This is a genomic window from Janthinobacterium sp. 1L-D-8-B-C4, assembly GCF_057291295.1.
On the sequence record NZ_JBXAVX010000015.1, the window covers coordinates 127,593 to 143,064 of the forward strand.

The following is a 15,472-nucleotide window of genomic DNA, read 5'->3' on the forward strand; positions in this document are numbered from 1 at the left end:
TCAGCCCTTGGGGGTAGCCAGCAGCGCCTTCATGCGCGCCAGGCGTTCCTTCGGCGAAATCACTTCCGACTCGGTCGGCACGGCGTCGCCCACGTCGAGTTCCATTTCCTTGATAAAGCGCGACACGTCGCAATGCACCTGTTCGCCGGCGCGCTTGCGCTTCTTGCACCAGGTAATTTGCAAGGTGCGCTGGGCGCGCGTGATGCCCACATACATCAGTCGCCGCTCTTCCTGGATGCGCGCCGCCATGGTTTCGGGCGGCGCGTCGGCGTCGCCCTTGTGCGGCAAGATGCCCTCTTCCACGCCGACCAGGAACACGTGCGGAAACTCCAGCCCTTTCGAGGCATGCAGGGTCGACATGCGCACGGCGTCCTGCTCTTCGTCCTTGCCTTCCAGCATGGTCATCAGGGCCACCATCTGCGTCAGCTCCAGCACGTTTTTTTCTTCGCCATCGCGGTCCTTGCCGCCCCGACCCCGCTCCTTGAGCCAGTTGACGAATTCAAGCACGTTCTGCCACTTGCTTTGCGCTGCGCGCTCTTCGAAGGCGTCGTACAGATAGGACTCGTAATGGATTTCCTTCATCATGTCGTCCAGCACTTCGGCCGCCGCGTCGCCGCTGCCGGCCGCACCGGGCCGGCTGGCGCGCGATTCGAGGTCGTTGATGAAGTTGCAAAAGTCGCGTAGCGGCCCCAGCTGGCGATCCGTCAGCTTGGCTTCGATGCCGCCCTTGAACACGGCCTGGAACAGCGAACACTGCCACTGGCCCGAGAACGCGCCCAGTACTTCCAGCGTCGATTGCCCTACGCCACGGCGCGGCGTGGTCACGGCGCGAATGAAAGCCGGATCGTCGTCTTCGTTGGCCAACAGGCGCAGGTAACTGATGATGTCCTTGATCTCGGCCTTGTCGAAGAAGCTCTGGCCGCCGGAAATCGTGTACGGGATGCGCTCCTTGCGCAGGCACTGCTCGATGATGCGCGCCTGGTGGTTGCCGCGGTACAAAATGGCGTAATCGGAAAACTTGTTCTTGCGTTCGAAATGGTCGGCCGAGATCATGATGGCGACCTGCTCGGCTTCCTGCTCGTCGGACTGCATGCCCAGCACCTTGATCGGCTCGCCCAGGCCGTGCTCGGACCACAGCGATTTTTCAAACAATTTCGGGTTGTTGCCGATCACGGCGTTGGCCGCGTTCAGGATGCGCATGGTGGAACGGTAGTTCTGCTCCAGCTTGATCACGCGCAGGTGGGGGAAATCCGTTTCCAGGGTTTTCAGGTTTTCCACGGTGGCGCCGCGCCAGGCGTAAATCGCCTGGTCGTCGTCGCCCACGGCCGTAAACATGGGCTTTTTGCCGATGCCCGTCACCATCAGTTTCACCAGCTCATACTGGCAGGTATTGGTGTCCTGGTATTCGTCGACCAGCAGGTAGCGCAGGCGGCGCTGCCATTTGTCGCGCACGGCGCCGTTGTTGCGGAACAACTCCACCGGCAGGCGTATCAAATCGTCGAAATCGACCGCCTGGTAGGCCGACAAGGTGGCCACATAGCTGCGGTAGATGCGCGCCGCGTTGGCTTCGTCCTCATCCTTGGCCTGCGCCAGCGCCGTGTCCGGGTCGATCAGGCCATTTTTCCACAGCGACATCGCGGTCTGGATCTGGCGGATGATCTGTTTGTCGGTGGTAATGGCCAGGTCTTGCACCAGCGAAAAGCAGTCGTCGCTGTCCATGATGGAAAAGCGGTCTTTCAGCCCGACGCCATTGGCTTCCTGGCGCAAGATCTTCACGCCCAGCGAGTGGAAGGTCGACACCGTCAGCTGCTTGGCCTGGCGTGGCTGTTTCAACAGCTTGGCGATGCGCTCCTGCATTTCCAGCGCCGCCTTGTTGGTAAACGTCAAAGCGGCGATGGTGCGCGGGTCGTAGCCACGGTCTTCGATCAGGTGAGCAATCTTTTGCGTGATCACGCGCGTCTTGCCCGAGCCGGCGCCGGCCAGTACCAGGCAGGGGCCGTCGAGGTAGGTGACGGCTTCGCTTTGGGGCGCGTTCAGGCCGAATTGTGGTGCTTTGGACATCAGGGTATTTCCGCAGGGAACAGCAGTCCATTGTAACAGTGTCGTGCACGCTGTTTGCACGGCCAGGGTCTTGATAAATGGCGCATGGACGCCATCTTGGCCGATTGAATCCATGCGGCGCAGCCCGGCCTGGAGTAACATTCCGGCTATTATTCCAGCTATTATTCCGGCTATAACCCCGGCCTTGCGCCCCAACCTATCGAATGGCCGTCCCATGAAATTTGAACATCTGATTGAAATCAACGATCCCCTCAACCCGCTGATCGATACCCTGACGGTCGAGCAGGTCTGGCGCGGCCTGGTGCTGCGCGCCGAGTCGCCCAAGCTGTTCGTGCCGCATTTGGACGAATGCGAAATCAGCGAGCGCAGCGACAGCGGGTTTTCACGCCGCCTGCGTTATGGCGAACTGGTGATCGAAGACAAGGTCACGCTGCTGCCGCAATTGCAGGTGCGCTATGCCGTGGCCGCGCAAAAGGATATCAGCGCCTCCTCGCTGGTGATGACCATCGAAATGCCTGACCAACACAGCCTGTGGGTACGCTTCCAGTATGACGACGGCCATGACGTGGCCACCGATGCGGCCAACGCCATGTACGACGACTTCCGCCGTTCGGCCTACCAGGAGTCCGATATCGACACCATCCGCGTGCTACGCGAGCTGGCGGCCGAGGGTCGGCTCGACGCAGGTTTGCTCAACTAATCAAGCGCCCGGCGTGCAGTCGGCGCAGGCCGGCACATTGCCGGGATCGTTTTGCAGGTGCAGCGCCAGCTCGCGCAAGGCCGTGCGCACGCCCTCTTCGATGACCGGGTGATAGAACGGCATGTCGAGCATGGCGTGCACCGTCAGTTGCGCCTGGCAAGCCCAGGCCAGCAAATGGCCCAGGTGTTCGGCGCGCGGGCCGATCATCTCGGCGCCCAGGAAGCGCTGGCTGCCGAATTCCGCATACACGCGCAGCATCCCCTTGTTTTGCAGCATCACGCGGCTGCGGCCCTGGTTGCCGAACGACACGGCGCCCACCGCAAACCTGCCCGCATGCGTGACGCACAGCTGCTGGTAGGTAGCACCAACGGTGGCGATCTGCGGCTCCGTGAATGCCACGCCCAGCGGCGTGCGGCGCAGGCCCGGCTGCACAGCAGGAAAGCGCGCCGCATTGTCGCCGGCGATGCGGCCCTGGTCAGCAGCCTCGGGCAGCAGCGGCAGCTCGTCGCTGGCGTCGCCGGCGATAAAAATAGCGCTCTTGCCGCACTGCATGGTGTGCTTGTCATACAGCGGCACGCCATGGCGGTCCAGTTCAATCTGCGCCGTCTCCAGGCCGATACCGTGCACATTCGGGCTGCGGCCGATGGCGGCCAGCACATACTCGAACTGCTCGGTTTTTTCCTTCCCTTCGCCATCGCGGCTGGTCAGCAATACGCCATTACCATCTTCCGTTTTCGCCAGGTGCGCGACGCTGGTCTGGAAGCGGATATCGAATTCCTCGGCCAGCACCTTGCCAGCCTCTGCCAGCACCAGCGGATCGGTCAGCTGCGCCACCTTGGCGCCGCGTGCAAACACGGTCACGCGCACGCCCAGGCGCGCCAGCGCTTGCCCCAGTTCCAGGCCGATCACGCCGGCGCCGACCACCGCCAGCGAGCCCGGCAGGTCGGTCCAGCCGAATACGGCGTCGCTGGTGATCACGCGCTCGCCCGCCGCCTGCCATTCGGGCGGCACGATCGGCGAGGAACCGGTGGCGATCACCACGCTGGCGGCCTCGACAATGGTGTGCTCGTCGACCTGCAGCTTGCCGGGTCCGATAAAGCGGGCGTGGCCGCGCAATTTTTCTTCCTCGGGAATCGCATCGACGCCTTCGAGGACGAAGCCGACAAAACGGTCGCGTTCGCTGCGCACGCGCGCCATCACTTGCTGGCCATCGATGCGCAGCGCGCCCGGATGCACGCCGAACGCGGGCGCCGCTGTCACGGCATGGGCCGCTTCGGCGGCGGAGATCAGCAGTTTGCTGGGCATGCAGCCGACGCGCGCGCAAGTGGTGCCGTACGGCCCGCTTTCCATCATCAGCACGCGCTTGCCATGCAGGCGTGCCGCCTTGTGCGCCGTCAGGCCGGCCGTGCCGCTGCCGATCACCGCCACGTCCACTTGTATCGTCTTGATATCGTTGCTCATTATTGCCACCACCCAGGTCATTCGATGAAGATGCATACTACTCTGTTGGCACGGAAAAGGTTTTACCAAGCAGCAATTCTTGTATTAGTATGGCTAATCATTTTTCAAATTTATAAGTACAGCTAATGGGATCACTCGATTATCGTGCGCTGGCCGTGCTGGACGCCGTGGCCAGCCATGGCAGCTTCGAGAAAGCCGCCGTGGCGCTGGGCATCAGCCAGTCGGCCGTCTCGCAGCGCATCAAGGCGCTGGAAGACGCCAGCGGGCGCCTGCTGATCATCCGTGGCCAGCCGGCCGTGCCTACCGGCCTGGGCCAGCGCCTGATCACGCACCACCGCCATGTGAAACTGATGGAAGCGTCGCTCGATATCGACCTGGGCAATACCGTCAGCATGCCCGAGCTGGCCATTGCCATCGATGACGGCAGCCTGGCCACCTGGTTTCCCGAGACCCTGGCGTCGCTGCTGGCGCCGCCGCGCTGCCAGCTCGACGTGCGCCTGGCCGACAGCGATTGCGCGCTGCAGATGGTGCGCGACGGCACGGTGTTTGGCTGCGTGGCCGGCGCGTCCGAGGCGGCGGCCAGCAGCGTGACATCATTGGGCATCTTGCGCTACGTGTGCGTGGCCACGCCGGTATTTGCCGGCCACTGGTTTGGCGACGGTTTCAGTCGTGAAGCGGTGCAACTGGCGCCCGCCGTGGTGGGCCAGCACAGCCTGCTGGTGCGTTTCCTGGCAGAACAACTGGACCTGCATGCGCCGTTTCCCCACCATAGCCTGCCGGTGGCAGCGGCGCGCCACGCCTGCCTCGAGGAAGGCCTCGCCTATGGCCTGATGCCGCAGCGCCTGGCGGCGCCGCTGCTGGCCACCGACCGCCTGCTCGACCTGGCTCCCGACGTCACCCTGGATGTGCCGCTGCACTGGCATGCCTGGAGCCTCGATACGCCATTTACCAAGTTGTTGTCGGAACAGATCGTGCGCTCGGCGCGTGCCTGGCTGGCTTGATCAGATATCGAGCGGATCGACTTCCAGCGACCACTTCACGCGCGTTTTCATGGCGCGCAGCAGCGCCAGCCACGCCTTCAGGAAGCCTTGCAGCGCGGGCCGCGAGCTGGACTCCAGCAGCAGCTGGGCGCGGTCGACGTTGTAGACGCGCGTCATGCTCATCGGAATCGGATCGTTGATGGTAATGGCCGGATGCGCCATGCAATCCTTGGCCGCCTGCAAGAACTCGATCGCCGTGGCCAGTTCCGGCGCTTCGGCGCGCAGCAGCGCCTGGAACAGGTACGGCGGCAGCGCCGCCTGGGCCCGCTCTTCGAGCAAGGTGGTGGCGAAATGGTCGTAATCGTGGTTGACGACCGCGTCATACAGCGGATGGCGCGCATAGCGGGTCTGGATCAGCACCTCGGACACGCTGCCGCCCTCGGTCTGCGCGGCGCGCCCGGCCCGCCCAGCCACCTGCATCAGCTGGGCGAACAGGCGCTCGCTGGCGCGGTAATCCTGCGAAAACAGCGCCGTGTCGGGGTTCAGGATGCCCACCAGCGTCAGTTTTTTGAAGTCGTGCCCCTTGGCCACCATCTGCGTGCCGATCAGGATATCGACTTCACCGCGGTGCACGGTATCGAACGCTTCCTGCGCGCTGCCCTTCTTGCGGGTCGAATCGGCGTCGATCCGTAAAATGCGCGCTTCGGGAAACAGTTGCTGCAAGCCCTCTTCCACGCGCTGCGTGCCGCGTCCCAGCGGTTGCAGGTCGACATTGCCGCAGGTGGGGCAATGGCGCGGAACGCGCAGCTCCAGGCTGCAATGGTGGCAGCGCAGCCGGTGCTCGGGCTTGTGCAGCACCATGAAGGAAGTGCAACGGGTGCAGTTGCTGATCCAGCCGCACGATTCGCAGCAGATCACCGGCGAATAGCCGCGCCGGTTCAAAAACAGCAGCGACTGCTCGCCGCGCTCCATGCGCAGCTTCAATGCCGCCACCAGATGCGAGGTCAGGCCGTCCTTCGGCTTGTCGCGTTCCATGTCGAGCAGTTTGACGCGCGGCAGCACGGCGTTCTTCACGGCCCGCTCGCGCAATTCCAGCTTGCGGTAGCGGCCCGTCTGCGCGTGGTGCCAGCTTTCCAGCGAGGGCGTGGCAGAGCCGAGCACGATCGGAATCTGCAACTGCCAGGCACGCCACACGGCCAGGTCGCGCGCCGAATAGCGCAAGCCTTCCTGCTGCTTGTAGGAAGGATCGTGCTCCTCGTCGATGACGATCAGTTTCAGGTTCGGCAACGACGCCAGGATCGCCAGCCGCGTGCCCAGCACGATGCGCGCCTGCCCTTGGTGGGCTGCCAGCCAGTGCAGCATGCGCTCGCCCTCGGACAGGCTGCTGTGCAAGGTGGCCAGCATCACGCCGGGAAAACGCGCGCGGATATTGCCTTCGAGCTGGGGCGTGAGGTTAATTTCCGGCACCAGGATCAATATCTGCGCCGCCTCCTCGCGCGCGAGCACCTGGGCGCAGGCCTGCAGATACACTTCGGTCTTGCCGCTGCCCGTCACGCCGTACAGCAGGGTCGGCTTGAAGCCCTGCGCGCCGCCGATGGCGTCGGCCGCTTCCTGCTGGGCAGGGTTCAGTGGCGGCATGTTCAGCGGCGTGCCGTCATGCGCATCGTGCAACTTGGCCAGCTTCTTGATGGCGCGGTCGAGCGCCACGGTGGTCAGCACGCGCAAATTCTTCGGCAGGCCCGGCAGCGCCACTTCGCCCAGCGGGCGCTGGTAGTAATCGGCGGCAAACGCGGCCAGCGCCAGCCATTGTCCGGACAATGGCGTGAGCTGGCTGCGCACGGCCAGCACATCTTTCATTTTCGCATCGGGCACCTCGGTGCTGTCGGCGATGCCGACGACCAGGCCGATGACTTCGCGCCGGCCGAACGGCACCAGCGCCAGCTGGCCGATCTGCGGCAGGGGCAGGTCGTCGCTGCGCCAGCGATAGTCGAACAGGGCATTGAGCGGGGTATCGAGCGCGATTTTCAGGATGCACTGCGCCATGGGTCTAGTCTATTCCAGGTTGATAACAATGCGGCGGGCGCACAGCCGGCCATGATACTTGGTCTCGCCGCCGATGCCGGGCCAGCCTGAAGATAATTCTGTGGATAACTTTGTGGACAAAGCAAAATGAAGGTTCAAAAATCCGCATTGCATGGAATGCCAATCGCCGTCAAGAGCGCGCGCAAAATAAATTAATTGTTTAAAATCAGTGACTTGAAAAACACAGCCCGGCAGGGCTGAAATAGCAGGCTTAACCCGGCAGCTGTGCATAACTGAGCCATTTGAAGCTTTATTTCTTAGCATAAAGCATGATTGCCACGATATGCACCAAGGCATTTTCAGGTAATTAGCAGCACGTTATTCACAATCGGCGACGGCAGCATGTTGACAAGCCGGGCAGGCGCTTCGTTATTGAATCATCATGCACTGCACCATGCATCTCAGGTAAAACCTGCGCATCGCCGCTAAGTCCCGGATAACAAAATACTTTTCATTTTTATCCACAGAAATCTGTTGATAACTTTGTGGACAATGAAGGAACAACGCCGCCTTTCAGCAGAACAACCTTGCCAGTTATAGCCAAGCCGCTTATGGAAACCAATTTTTATCACCTAAGAATCAATGACTTGCAACACGCTCCCGGGCATGGATTTTTAACTGCCTATTATTTCCGCAGTAAAAAAAATTGTGCATAAGTCGGTTTTCATGCTGCAAGGCCGCAAACAAAAAAGGCAGGCTTCCTGTGGAAAACCTGCCTTGCAGTGCCGGTACCCGGTCCCGGTCCCGGTAACGGCGGGCGATATTACTTGCCGGCGCGCAGCGCGCGGCTCTGGCTATGCACGGCTTCGACCATGGCTTCCACCGATTCCGGCGGGGTGAACTGGGAAATTCCATGGCCGAGGTTGAATACGTGACCGGTGCCTGCCGACGGCGCGCCGAAAGCATTCAAAACCTTGGCCACTTCGGCGCGGATCTGGTCCGGGCTGGCAAACAGGATGGCCGGGTCCAGGTTGCCCTGCAGACCGACTTTATGGCCGACCAGCTGGCGCGCGCGGGTCAGGTTGACGGTCCAGTCCAGGCCGACGGCGTCGGCGCCGATATCGGCAATCTGCTCGATCCACTGACCGCCGCCCTTGGTAAATACGATGGCGGGAATTTTCACGCCATCCTTGTCGCGCTTCAGTTGCGCCACCACTTGCTGCATGTAGGCCAGCGAGAACTCCTGGTATGCACCATCGGCCAGCGCACCGCCCCAGGAGTCGAAAATCATTACCGCTTGCGCGCCGGCGTCGATCTGCGCATTCAGGTACTGCGCCACCGAGGTAGCATTGATTGCCAGGATGTGGTGCATCAGCTCGGGGCGGTTGTACAGCATCTTCTTGATGGTGTGGAATTCTTTCGAGCCGCCGCCTTCCACCATATAACAGGCCAGGGTCCACGGGCTGCCGGAAAAGCCGATCAGTGGCACGCGGCCATTGAGTTCGGTGCGGATCTGCGTGACGGCCTTGAAGACGTAGTCGAGCGAATCGAGGTCCGGCACTTGCAAGGCCATCACGTCCTGTTCGGTACGCAGCGGACGCTCGAATTTCGGCCCTTCGCCATCGGCGAAATACAGGCCCAGGCCCATCGCGTCGGGTACCGTCAGGATATCGGAAAACAGGATTGCCGCGTCCAGCGGGAAACGTTCCAGGGGCTGCAAGGTCACTTCAGTGGCGTAATCGGGATTTTTTGCCAAACCCAGGAAAGAACCGGCCCGCTCGCGCGTGGCGCGGTATTCAGGCAGGTAGCGGCCGGCTTGGCGCATCAGCCACACAGGCGTGTGCTCGGTCGGCTGGCGCAGCAGGGCGCGCAAAAAGGTGTCGTTCTGGAGCGGAGCAAATTGTGGCATGGCAGGCAATCAGGCTTTGGGGAAGCGGGTATTATCGCACCCAATTGCCGCCAGTTCATTGATACCGGTAACGGTTTGCAGCATTTGGCGCAGCCTGGCGGCTTCCTTTATGATGATGCACGCCTGGCATTTGCCGCCCCACCTACCGAACGGAGTTTCACATGACATCGACCACCCCGACTACCCCAGTGATCCCCTGCGGCACCTGGCCTTCGCCGATCAGCGCCGCCATCGTCGCGGCCGGCGCTTCGCCGCTGACGCAGCTGGCGCTGGGTGGTGCGGACGGCGGCGATGTGTACTGGCTGGCCGGGCGCGCCAGCGAAGCGGGCCGCAACACCCTGCTGCGCCAGCGCGGCGCGCGCGTCGACGATGTCACGCCCGCGCCCTTCAATGTGCGCACCCGCGTGCATGAATATGGCGGCGGCGCCTATGCCGTCGATGGCGACAACGTCTATTTTTCGCATTTTCTTGACAACCGCCTGTACCGCATCAAGGACGACGCCGCCGCCGAGGCGTTCGGTACCGGCGGCAATACGCGTTATGCCGATTTCGTAGTGGATGCCACGCGCGCGCGCCTGATCACGGTGCGCGAGCAGCATCCTGCCGAAGGGCATGCCCATCCCGAAAACACCCTGGCGGCGGTCGGCTTCGACGGCACCGAAACGATATTGGCGCAAGGCCGCGATTTCTACGCCGCACCGCGCCTGTCGCCGGACGGCCAGCAACTGGCCTGGATCACCTGGGACCATCCGCGCCTGCCATGGCAGGGTACCGAGCTGTGGCTGGCCGAGGTGCAGGCCGATGGCAGCCTGGGCGCGCCGCGCCTGGTGGCCGGCAGCGCAAGCGAATCGATTTGCCAGCCGGAATGGTCGCCTGGTGGCGTGCTGCATTTTGTGTCCGACCGCAGCGGCTGGTGGAATCTGTACCGCCTGCATGGCGGCAAGGTCGAAGCGCTGTGCCCGATGGAAGCCGAATTTGCCACGCCGCACTGGACCTTTGGCGGCAGCCTGTATGGTTTTGTGTCGGACGATGAACTTATTTGCGCGTATATCGTGCAGGGCGTGAGCCACCTGGCCCGCTTGACGGTGGGTGCGGCGAAGCTGGAAGCCTTGCCGCACCCGTACCAGGAAATCCGCGAGCTGCGCGTCGGTCCCGGCTACGTGGCGCTGCTGGGCGGCAGCCCCACCATCGCGCTGGAACTGGCGCGCATCGATTTGTCGAACAATGAACTGGAAGTGCTGGCGCAATCGATCTGCGAGCTGCCTGCGCTGGCCTACTTGTCGGTGCCGCGCAGCATCAGCTACCCCAGCGCGAACGGCCGCACGGCGCACGCGTTTTTCTATGCGCCCACCAATGGCGACGCGCAAGCGCCCGAAGGCACCTTGCCGCCAGTGATCGTGATCAGCCATGGCGGCCCCACCAGCATGGCCAGCAATACCCTGAAACTGGCAACCCAGTACTGGACCAGCCGCGGCATCGGCGTGCTCGACGTCAACTATGGCGGCAGCAGCGGCTTTGGCCGCGCCTACCGCGACGCGCTGCGTGGCCAGTGGGGCATCGTTGACGTGGAAGACTGCATCGCCGGCGCGCGCTACCTGGTGGCGCAGGGCCTGGCCGACGGCGAGCGGCTGATCATCCGCGGCGGCAGTGCCGGCGGTCTGACCACCTTGTGTGCATTGACGTTCCACGAGGTGTTCAAGGCCGGCGCCAGCTACTATGGCGTATCCGACCTGAAAGGGCTGGACCTCGATTCGCACAAGTTCGAATCGCACTACAATGACTACCTGATCGCCTCCCAGCCCGAGGCCGAAGCGCTGTACCAGGCCCGTTCGCCGATCCACCATACCGACAGACTGTCGCGGCCGATGATTTTCTTCCAGGGCCTCGACGACAAGGTGGTGCCGCCGCAGCAGTCGCAGCTGATGGTCGACGCCCTGAAAGCGAGCGGGGTGCCGGTGGCGTATGTGCCGCTCGAAGGCGAAGGCCATGGTTTCCGCAAGGCAGAAAACATCATCCGCACCCTGGATGCGGAACTGTATTTTTATCAGCGCGTGTTCCGGCTGGCTACGCCAGAGAGCGAGGCGCCGGTGCAGATCGACAACCTGCCCGCCTGATCATTTCATTCACCTACCTAGAACAGCCGCATGACCGACCCGCATTTGCTTGAATTGCTTGAACAATTCGACGCCCTCGACCTGCACGAAAAGATGATCCTGGCCTTGCTGGCCATCGTCGGCGAGCCGGTCGGCAAGCACGCCGTATATGAACACCTACAGCTCGCCAATATCGTCGAGCCCGACGGCACGCCGTTCAAGCTGATGACGGTAACAAACATGCTGCAGCGGCTGGCGCGCCTGGCCATGGCGACCGAAGTGGTGGGTCGCGGCTTTGCCTGCGAAGCGAAACTGCGCTGGCCGGCCATGCGCGAGGCGATCGAACACCTGCATTTTCGCGACCTGTGCCACGCCATCGAAACCATCAACCCGGTGCGCCGCAACTGGGACGGCTATGTGGAGTTGCGCAGCTACCGGCAAGGCGTGGCGCGCTTGCGCATCGCGCTGCTGCGCAATGACGAACGCAGCCAGGTGGCCAGCCTGCTGGTGGCCTGCATGGCCTGCTACGAAGCGCAGCAGCTGCATCCGCTGATCGAGATTTGCGGCCGGCCGTTCGAGCCGGAGATGTTGCCGTATATCGTGCCGCAGCTGCAGGACGAGATACTGGCCGTGCTGCTGGCCAACGCGCCGCGCGAGCCGGCCACGGCGCCAGCCATCCGCAGCTATGCGCGCGCGCATTTCGCGGCGCAGACGGCGGCCGGCGACTGGATTTCACCAGCGCTGCCCCTCGCCCTGGCCGAGGACGCCATCCTGTGCGGCGAACTGGAGCAGGCAGCCGCTTACCTGGCCGGCCAGGAAGGCGCGCAGACGGTGTATATCGACAGCACCATCGCCGTGCTGCGCGGCGAACATGCCAGCGCGCTGGCCGGTTTTGAAGCAGCCCTGAAAGCGCTGCGCAAGGAAACCGGCAAGCGCAAGCAGCTGTTTACGGGCGTCGGCGGCCATCTGTACATGCTGGCGCTGCTGAAAAGCGGCGACGCGAAACACCTGAAAACGGCCGAGACGTATCTCGATATCGCCGTGCATGTCCAGCCCAGCCACGACAGCGCCGTCTACCAGCAGCTGCACATGCTGCGCCTGGTGCGCGCCGGCGTGATGCAGGCCGAACTGGTACAAACGCGCCACTGGGAAAGCGCCTTGCAGGCGCAGCTGTTCCAGGGCTTGTTGTACTACTGGCTGTCGCTGCCGCAACTGGCCGAGCGCAAGCCGCAACTGGAAGCGCTCATCAGCCAGGCCGATGCGGCAGGCTACGAGCTGATCGCCGCGCAGGCGGCCGGCTTGCTGGGGTTGCTGGGCGACCCGGCCCGGGAACGCCAGGCCACGGCCCTGCGCGCCAAACATGGCCTGACCGATATGGCGCCGTGGTTCGAGCGCCAGGAAGCGTGGCAGCGCCAGCTGAGCGCACTGATCAATTTGCAGCCGGGCGCGGCCAGCGAGGCGCCGGGAAGTGCCTCGCGGCTGGTCTGGCTGGTGGCCTTCGACACGCGCCATGGCCTGACGGCGGTGGAAGTGCGCGAGCAGAAGCGCGACACGCGCGGCGGCTGGAGCAAGGGCCGCGCCATGGGCTTGAAACGCCTGGCCGAAGAGGCGCACGAGCTTGACTTTCTATCGCCGCACGACGTGCGCGCGGCCGCCAGCATCCTGCCCTTCAAGCAATATTACTCGTCGGCGCCGCGCCATGAAATCGTGGCCGACAAGGCGGCCCTGCTGCTGGTCGGCCATCCGCTGGTGTTCTGGCTCGATGCGCCCGACACGCGCGTGGAATTGCTGGCTGGCGCGCCGGAACTGCTGATCAAGTCGCATGACGGCCAGCTGTGGCTGGGCCTGCAGCCGCCGGTGCCGGACGAAGCGGTCGACGTAGTGGTGCTGAAAGAAACCCCGACCCGCTTGCGCGTGGTACATATCCAGGACGAGCACCGGCGCATCGCCGCGATTGTCGGCCTGGGCCTGTCGGTGCCGCTGCATGCGGAAAAACAGGTGCTGCAGGCGATCGGCGCCATTTCATCGATCGTCACGGTGCAGTCCGATATCGGCGGCGGCGCGGCGGACGCCGAAGTGATCACGGCCGATGCGCGCCTGCATGTGCACCTGCTGCCCTACAATCAGGGCCTGAAAATGCAGATCCTGGTGCGCCCGCTGGTCGACAGCGGCGCCTATTACGCCCCCGGCAGCGGCGCCGAAAGCGTGTTTGCCGATGTCGCCGGGCGCGCGGTGCAGGCGCGGCGCGACCTGAATGGCGAACGCGAAGCGCAGCGCCAGCTGATCGGCAAATGCCTGGTGCTGGAAGAGGCCGAGGAAGAGCATGGCGAATGGCTGCTGGGCCAGCCTTCGCTGTCGTTGCAGCTGCTGGTGGAATTGCAGGAACTCGATCCGGCAGGCATCGTGCTGGCCTGGCCCGAGGGCGAATCGATGCGTGTCTCCAAACGCATCGACAGCGGCCAGATGCGTCTCAATATCAAGAGCGACAAGGACTGGTTTGCCGCCAGTGGCGAAGTGCAGATCGACGAAGACAAGGTGATGGACCTGCGCGCCCTGCTCGATCTGATGCAGAACAACAAGAGCCGCTTCGTGGCGCTGGGCGACAATCAGTTCCTGGCCTTGAGTGACGAATTGCACCGGCGCCTGTCCGAACTGGCCGCGTATGGCCAGGCGCACGAGGACGGCGTGCATGTGCATCCGCTGGCCGCGTTTGCGCTGGAGGAACTGGCCAATGACGCCGGTGGCGTGAAAGCCGACAAGCTGTGGCGCGAGCACCTGCTGCGCCTGCGCGCGCTCGACGATTACACGCCGCAGCTGCCCTCGACCTTGCAGGCCGACCTGCGCGACTACCAGCTGGCCGGCTTCGAGTGGCTGGCGCGGCTGGCCAACTGGGGCGTGGGTGCCTGCCTGGCCGACGACATGGGTCTCGGCAAGACCTTGCAGGCGCTGGCGCTGATCCTGTCGCGCGCGCCGCAAGGGCCGACGCTGGTGGTGGCGCCGACGTCGGTGTGCATGAACTGGCTGTCCGAAGCGCAGCGCTTCGCGCCGACCTTGAAGCTGAAACTGTTCGGCAGCGGCGACCGCGCCGACATGCTGGAACAACTGCAGCCGTTCGACCTGGTGGTAACCAGCTATGGCTTGCTGCAGCAGGAAGCGGCGCTGTTTGCCGGCGTACGCTGGCATACCATCGTGCTCGATGAAGCGCAGGCGATCAAGAATGGCGCTACCAAGCGTTCGCAGGCCGTGATGGCGCTGCAGGGGGACTTTCGCATGGTGGCCAGCGGCACGCCGCTGGAAAATCACCTGGGCGAATTGTGGAATCTGTTTCGCTTCATCAACCCAGGCTTGCTGGGCACGCTGGACCAGTTCAACCTGCGCTTTGCCGGTCCGATCGAAAAAGACCAGGACAAACGCGCCGCCGCCGGCGCCCGCTTGCGCCTCAAGCGCCTGATCGCGCCCTTCATCTTGCGCCGTACCAAGACGCAAGTCCTGTCCGAATTGCCGCCGCGCACCGAGATCGTGATGGAAGTGCAGCTGTCGCCGCAGGAAACTGCGCTGTACGAATCCTTGCGCCGCGAAGCGCTGGAAAAACTGGCGATGGTGGAAGGGCCGGCCTCGAAAAAAGCCATCCAGATCCTGGCAGAAATCATGAAGCTGCGCCGCGCCTGCTGCAATCCGCAACTGGTGGCGCCGGAGCTGGGCCTGGCCAGCAGCAAGCTGGCGGCGTTTGCCGAGCTATTGTCGGGCTTGCTGGAAAACCGCCACAAGGTGCTGGTGTTCAGCCAGTTCGTCGACCATTTGACCCTGATCCGCCAGCATCTGGAGCAGCATGGCGTGCACTACCAGTATCTCGATGGCAGCACCACCATGCAGGAGCGCAAGCGCCGTGTCGACGCCTTCCAGGCCGGTGACGGCGATGTGTTCCTGATCAGCCTGAAAGCGGGCGGCATGGGCATCAACCTGACGGCGGCCGACTACGTGATCCATATGGACCCGTGGTGGAATCCGGCCGTCGAAGACCAGGCCTCGGACCGCGCCCACCGCATGGGCCAGCTGCGCCCCGTGACGATTTACCGGCTGGTGGCAAAACACACGATCGAGGAAGGCATCGTCGAACTGCACCAGCACAAGCGCGACCTGGCCGACAGTTTATTGGAAGGCAGCGACGCGGCCGCGCGCATGTCGGCCAATGACATGCTGGGCATGCTGCAGGAAGGAATGAAAAAGTAGCGCTGGTGCGAACGAA

The 15,472-nt window shown here is 63.4% G+C and carries 9 protein-coding genes; 4 read left to right on the forward strand and 5 right to left on the reverse strand.

Features of this window, described 5'->3' with window-relative positions:
- The gene (locus tag AC0Z42_RS23175) at positions 1 to 2,061 is read right to left on the reverse strand and encodes a UvrD-helicase domain-containing protein (protein WP_485470534.1); all 2,061 of its coding nucleotides are present in this window, start codon (positions 2,059 to 2,061) and stop codon (positions 1 to 3) included.
- Positions 2,062 to 2,275: 214 nt separating this feature from the next.
- Here AC0Z42_RS23175 and AC0Z42_RS23180 point away from each other — a divergent pair, with 214 nt between their 5' ends.
- Positions 2,276 to 2,761, forward strand: a complete 486-nt coding sequence (locus AC0Z42_RS23180) for an SRPBCC family protein (RefSeq protein ID WP_485470535.1) — start codon at positions 2,276 to 2,278, stop codon at positions 2,759 to 2,761.
- Here AC0Z42_RS23180 and AC0Z42_RS23185 read toward each other — a convergent pair whose 3' ends face one another.
- Positions 2,762 to 4,222, reverse strand: a complete 1,461-nt coding sequence (locus AC0Z42_RS23185; RefSeq protein ID WP_485470536.1) for a dihydrolipoyl dehydrogenase — start codon at positions 4,220 to 4,222, stop codon at positions 2,762 to 2,764.
- Between the two features lie 125 nt (positions 4,223 to 4,347).
- Here AC0Z42_RS23185 and AC0Z42_RS23190 point away from each other — a divergent pair, with 125 nt between their 5' ends.
- The gene (locus AC0Z42_RS23190) at positions 4,348 to 5,223 is read left to right on the forward strand and encodes an ArgP/LysG family DNA-binding transcriptional regulator (protein WP_485470537.1); all 876 of its coding nucleotides are present in this window, start codon (positions 4,348 to 4,350) and stop codon (positions 5,221 to 5,223) included.
- Here the strand turns inward: AC0Z42_RS23190 and AC0Z42_RS23195 are convergent, their stop codons facing one another.
- The 3 genes from AC0Z42_RS23195 to hemE form a co-directional block, all read right to left on the reverse strand.
- On the reverse strand, positions 5,224 to 7,245 hold the full coding sequence (locus tag AC0Z42_RS23195) for a primosomal protein N' (RefSeq protein ID WP_485470538.1): 2,022 nt from the start codon (positions 7,243 to 7,245) through the stop codon (positions 5,224 to 5,226). It abuts the gene before it with no gap.
- 9 nt (positions 7,246 to 7,254) lie between these two features.
- A complete protein-coding gene (locus AC0Z42_RS23200; RefSeq protein WP_485470539.1) occupies positions 7,255 to 7,548 on the reverse strand; it encodes a hypothetical protein in 294 nt (97 codons plus the stop codon).
- 499 nt (positions 7,549 to 8,047) lie between these two features.
- Positions 8,048 to 9,133, reverse strand: coding sequence for a uroporphyrinogen decarboxylase (gene hemE / locus AC0Z42_RS23205; protein ID WP_485470540.1), 1,086 nt, complete (start codon positions 9,131 to 9,133; stop codon positions 8,048 to 8,050).
- Between the two features lie 161 nt (positions 9,134 to 9,294).
- On the opposite strand from hemE, the gene AC0Z42_RS23210 reads away from it, so the two are divergent.
- The gene (locus tag AC0Z42_RS23210) at positions 9,295 to 11,247 is read left to right on the forward strand and encodes a S9 family peptidase (RefSeq protein WP_485470541.1); all 1,953 of its coding nucleotides are present in this window, start codon (positions 9,295 to 9,297) and stop codon (positions 11,245 to 11,247) included.
- A 30-nt stretch (positions 11,248 to 11,277) separates the two neighbouring features.
- The gene (locus AC0Z42_RS23215) at positions 11,278 to 15,456 is read left to right on the forward strand and encodes an SNF2-related protein (RefSeq protein ID WP_485470542.1); all 4,179 of its coding nucleotides are present in this window, start codon (positions 11,278 to 11,280) and stop codon (positions 15,454 to 15,456) included.
- The last annotated feature ends 16 nt before the right edge of the window (positions 15,457 to 15,472 follow it).

Bases quoted from the DNA above. Each gene is read 5' to 3' on its own strand.
- AC0Z42_RS23180 (WP_485470535.1), top strand. From the start codon at position 2,276: ATGAAATTTGAACATCTGATTGAAATCAACGATCCCCTCAACCCGCTG.
- AC0Z42_RS23210 (WP_485470541.1), top strand. From the start codon at position 9,295: ATGACATCGACCACCCCGACTACCCCAGTGATCCCCTGCGGCACCTGG.
- AC0Z42_RS23185 (WP_485470536.1), bottom strand. From the start codon at position 4,222: ATGAGCAACGATATCAAGACGATACAAGTGGACGTGGCGGTGATCGGC.
- AC0Z42_RS23200 (WP_485470539.1), bottom strand. From the start codon at position 7,548: ATGCTAAGAAATAAAGCTTCAAATGGCTCAGTTATGCACAGCTGCCGG.
- AC0Z42_RS23175 (WP_485470534.1), bottom strand. From the start codon at position 2,061: ATGTCCAAAGCACCACAATTCGGCCTGAACGCGCCCCAAAGCGAAGCC.
- AC0Z42_RS23190 (WP_485470537.1), top strand. From the start codon at position 4,348: ATGGGATCACTCGATTATCGTGCGCTGGCCGTGCTGGACGCCGTGGCC.
- AC0Z42_RS23215 (WP_485470542.1), top strand. From the start codon at position 11,278: ATGACCGACCCGCATTTGCTTGAATTGCTTGAACAATTCGACGCCCTC.
- hemE (WP_485470540.1), bottom strand. From the start codon at position 9,133: ATGCCACAATTTGCTCCGCTCCAGAACGACACCTTTTTGCGCGCCCTG.
- AC0Z42_RS23195 (WP_485470538.1), bottom strand. From the start codon at position 7,245: ATGGCGCAGTGCATCCTGAAAATCGCGCTCGATACCCCGCTCAATGCC.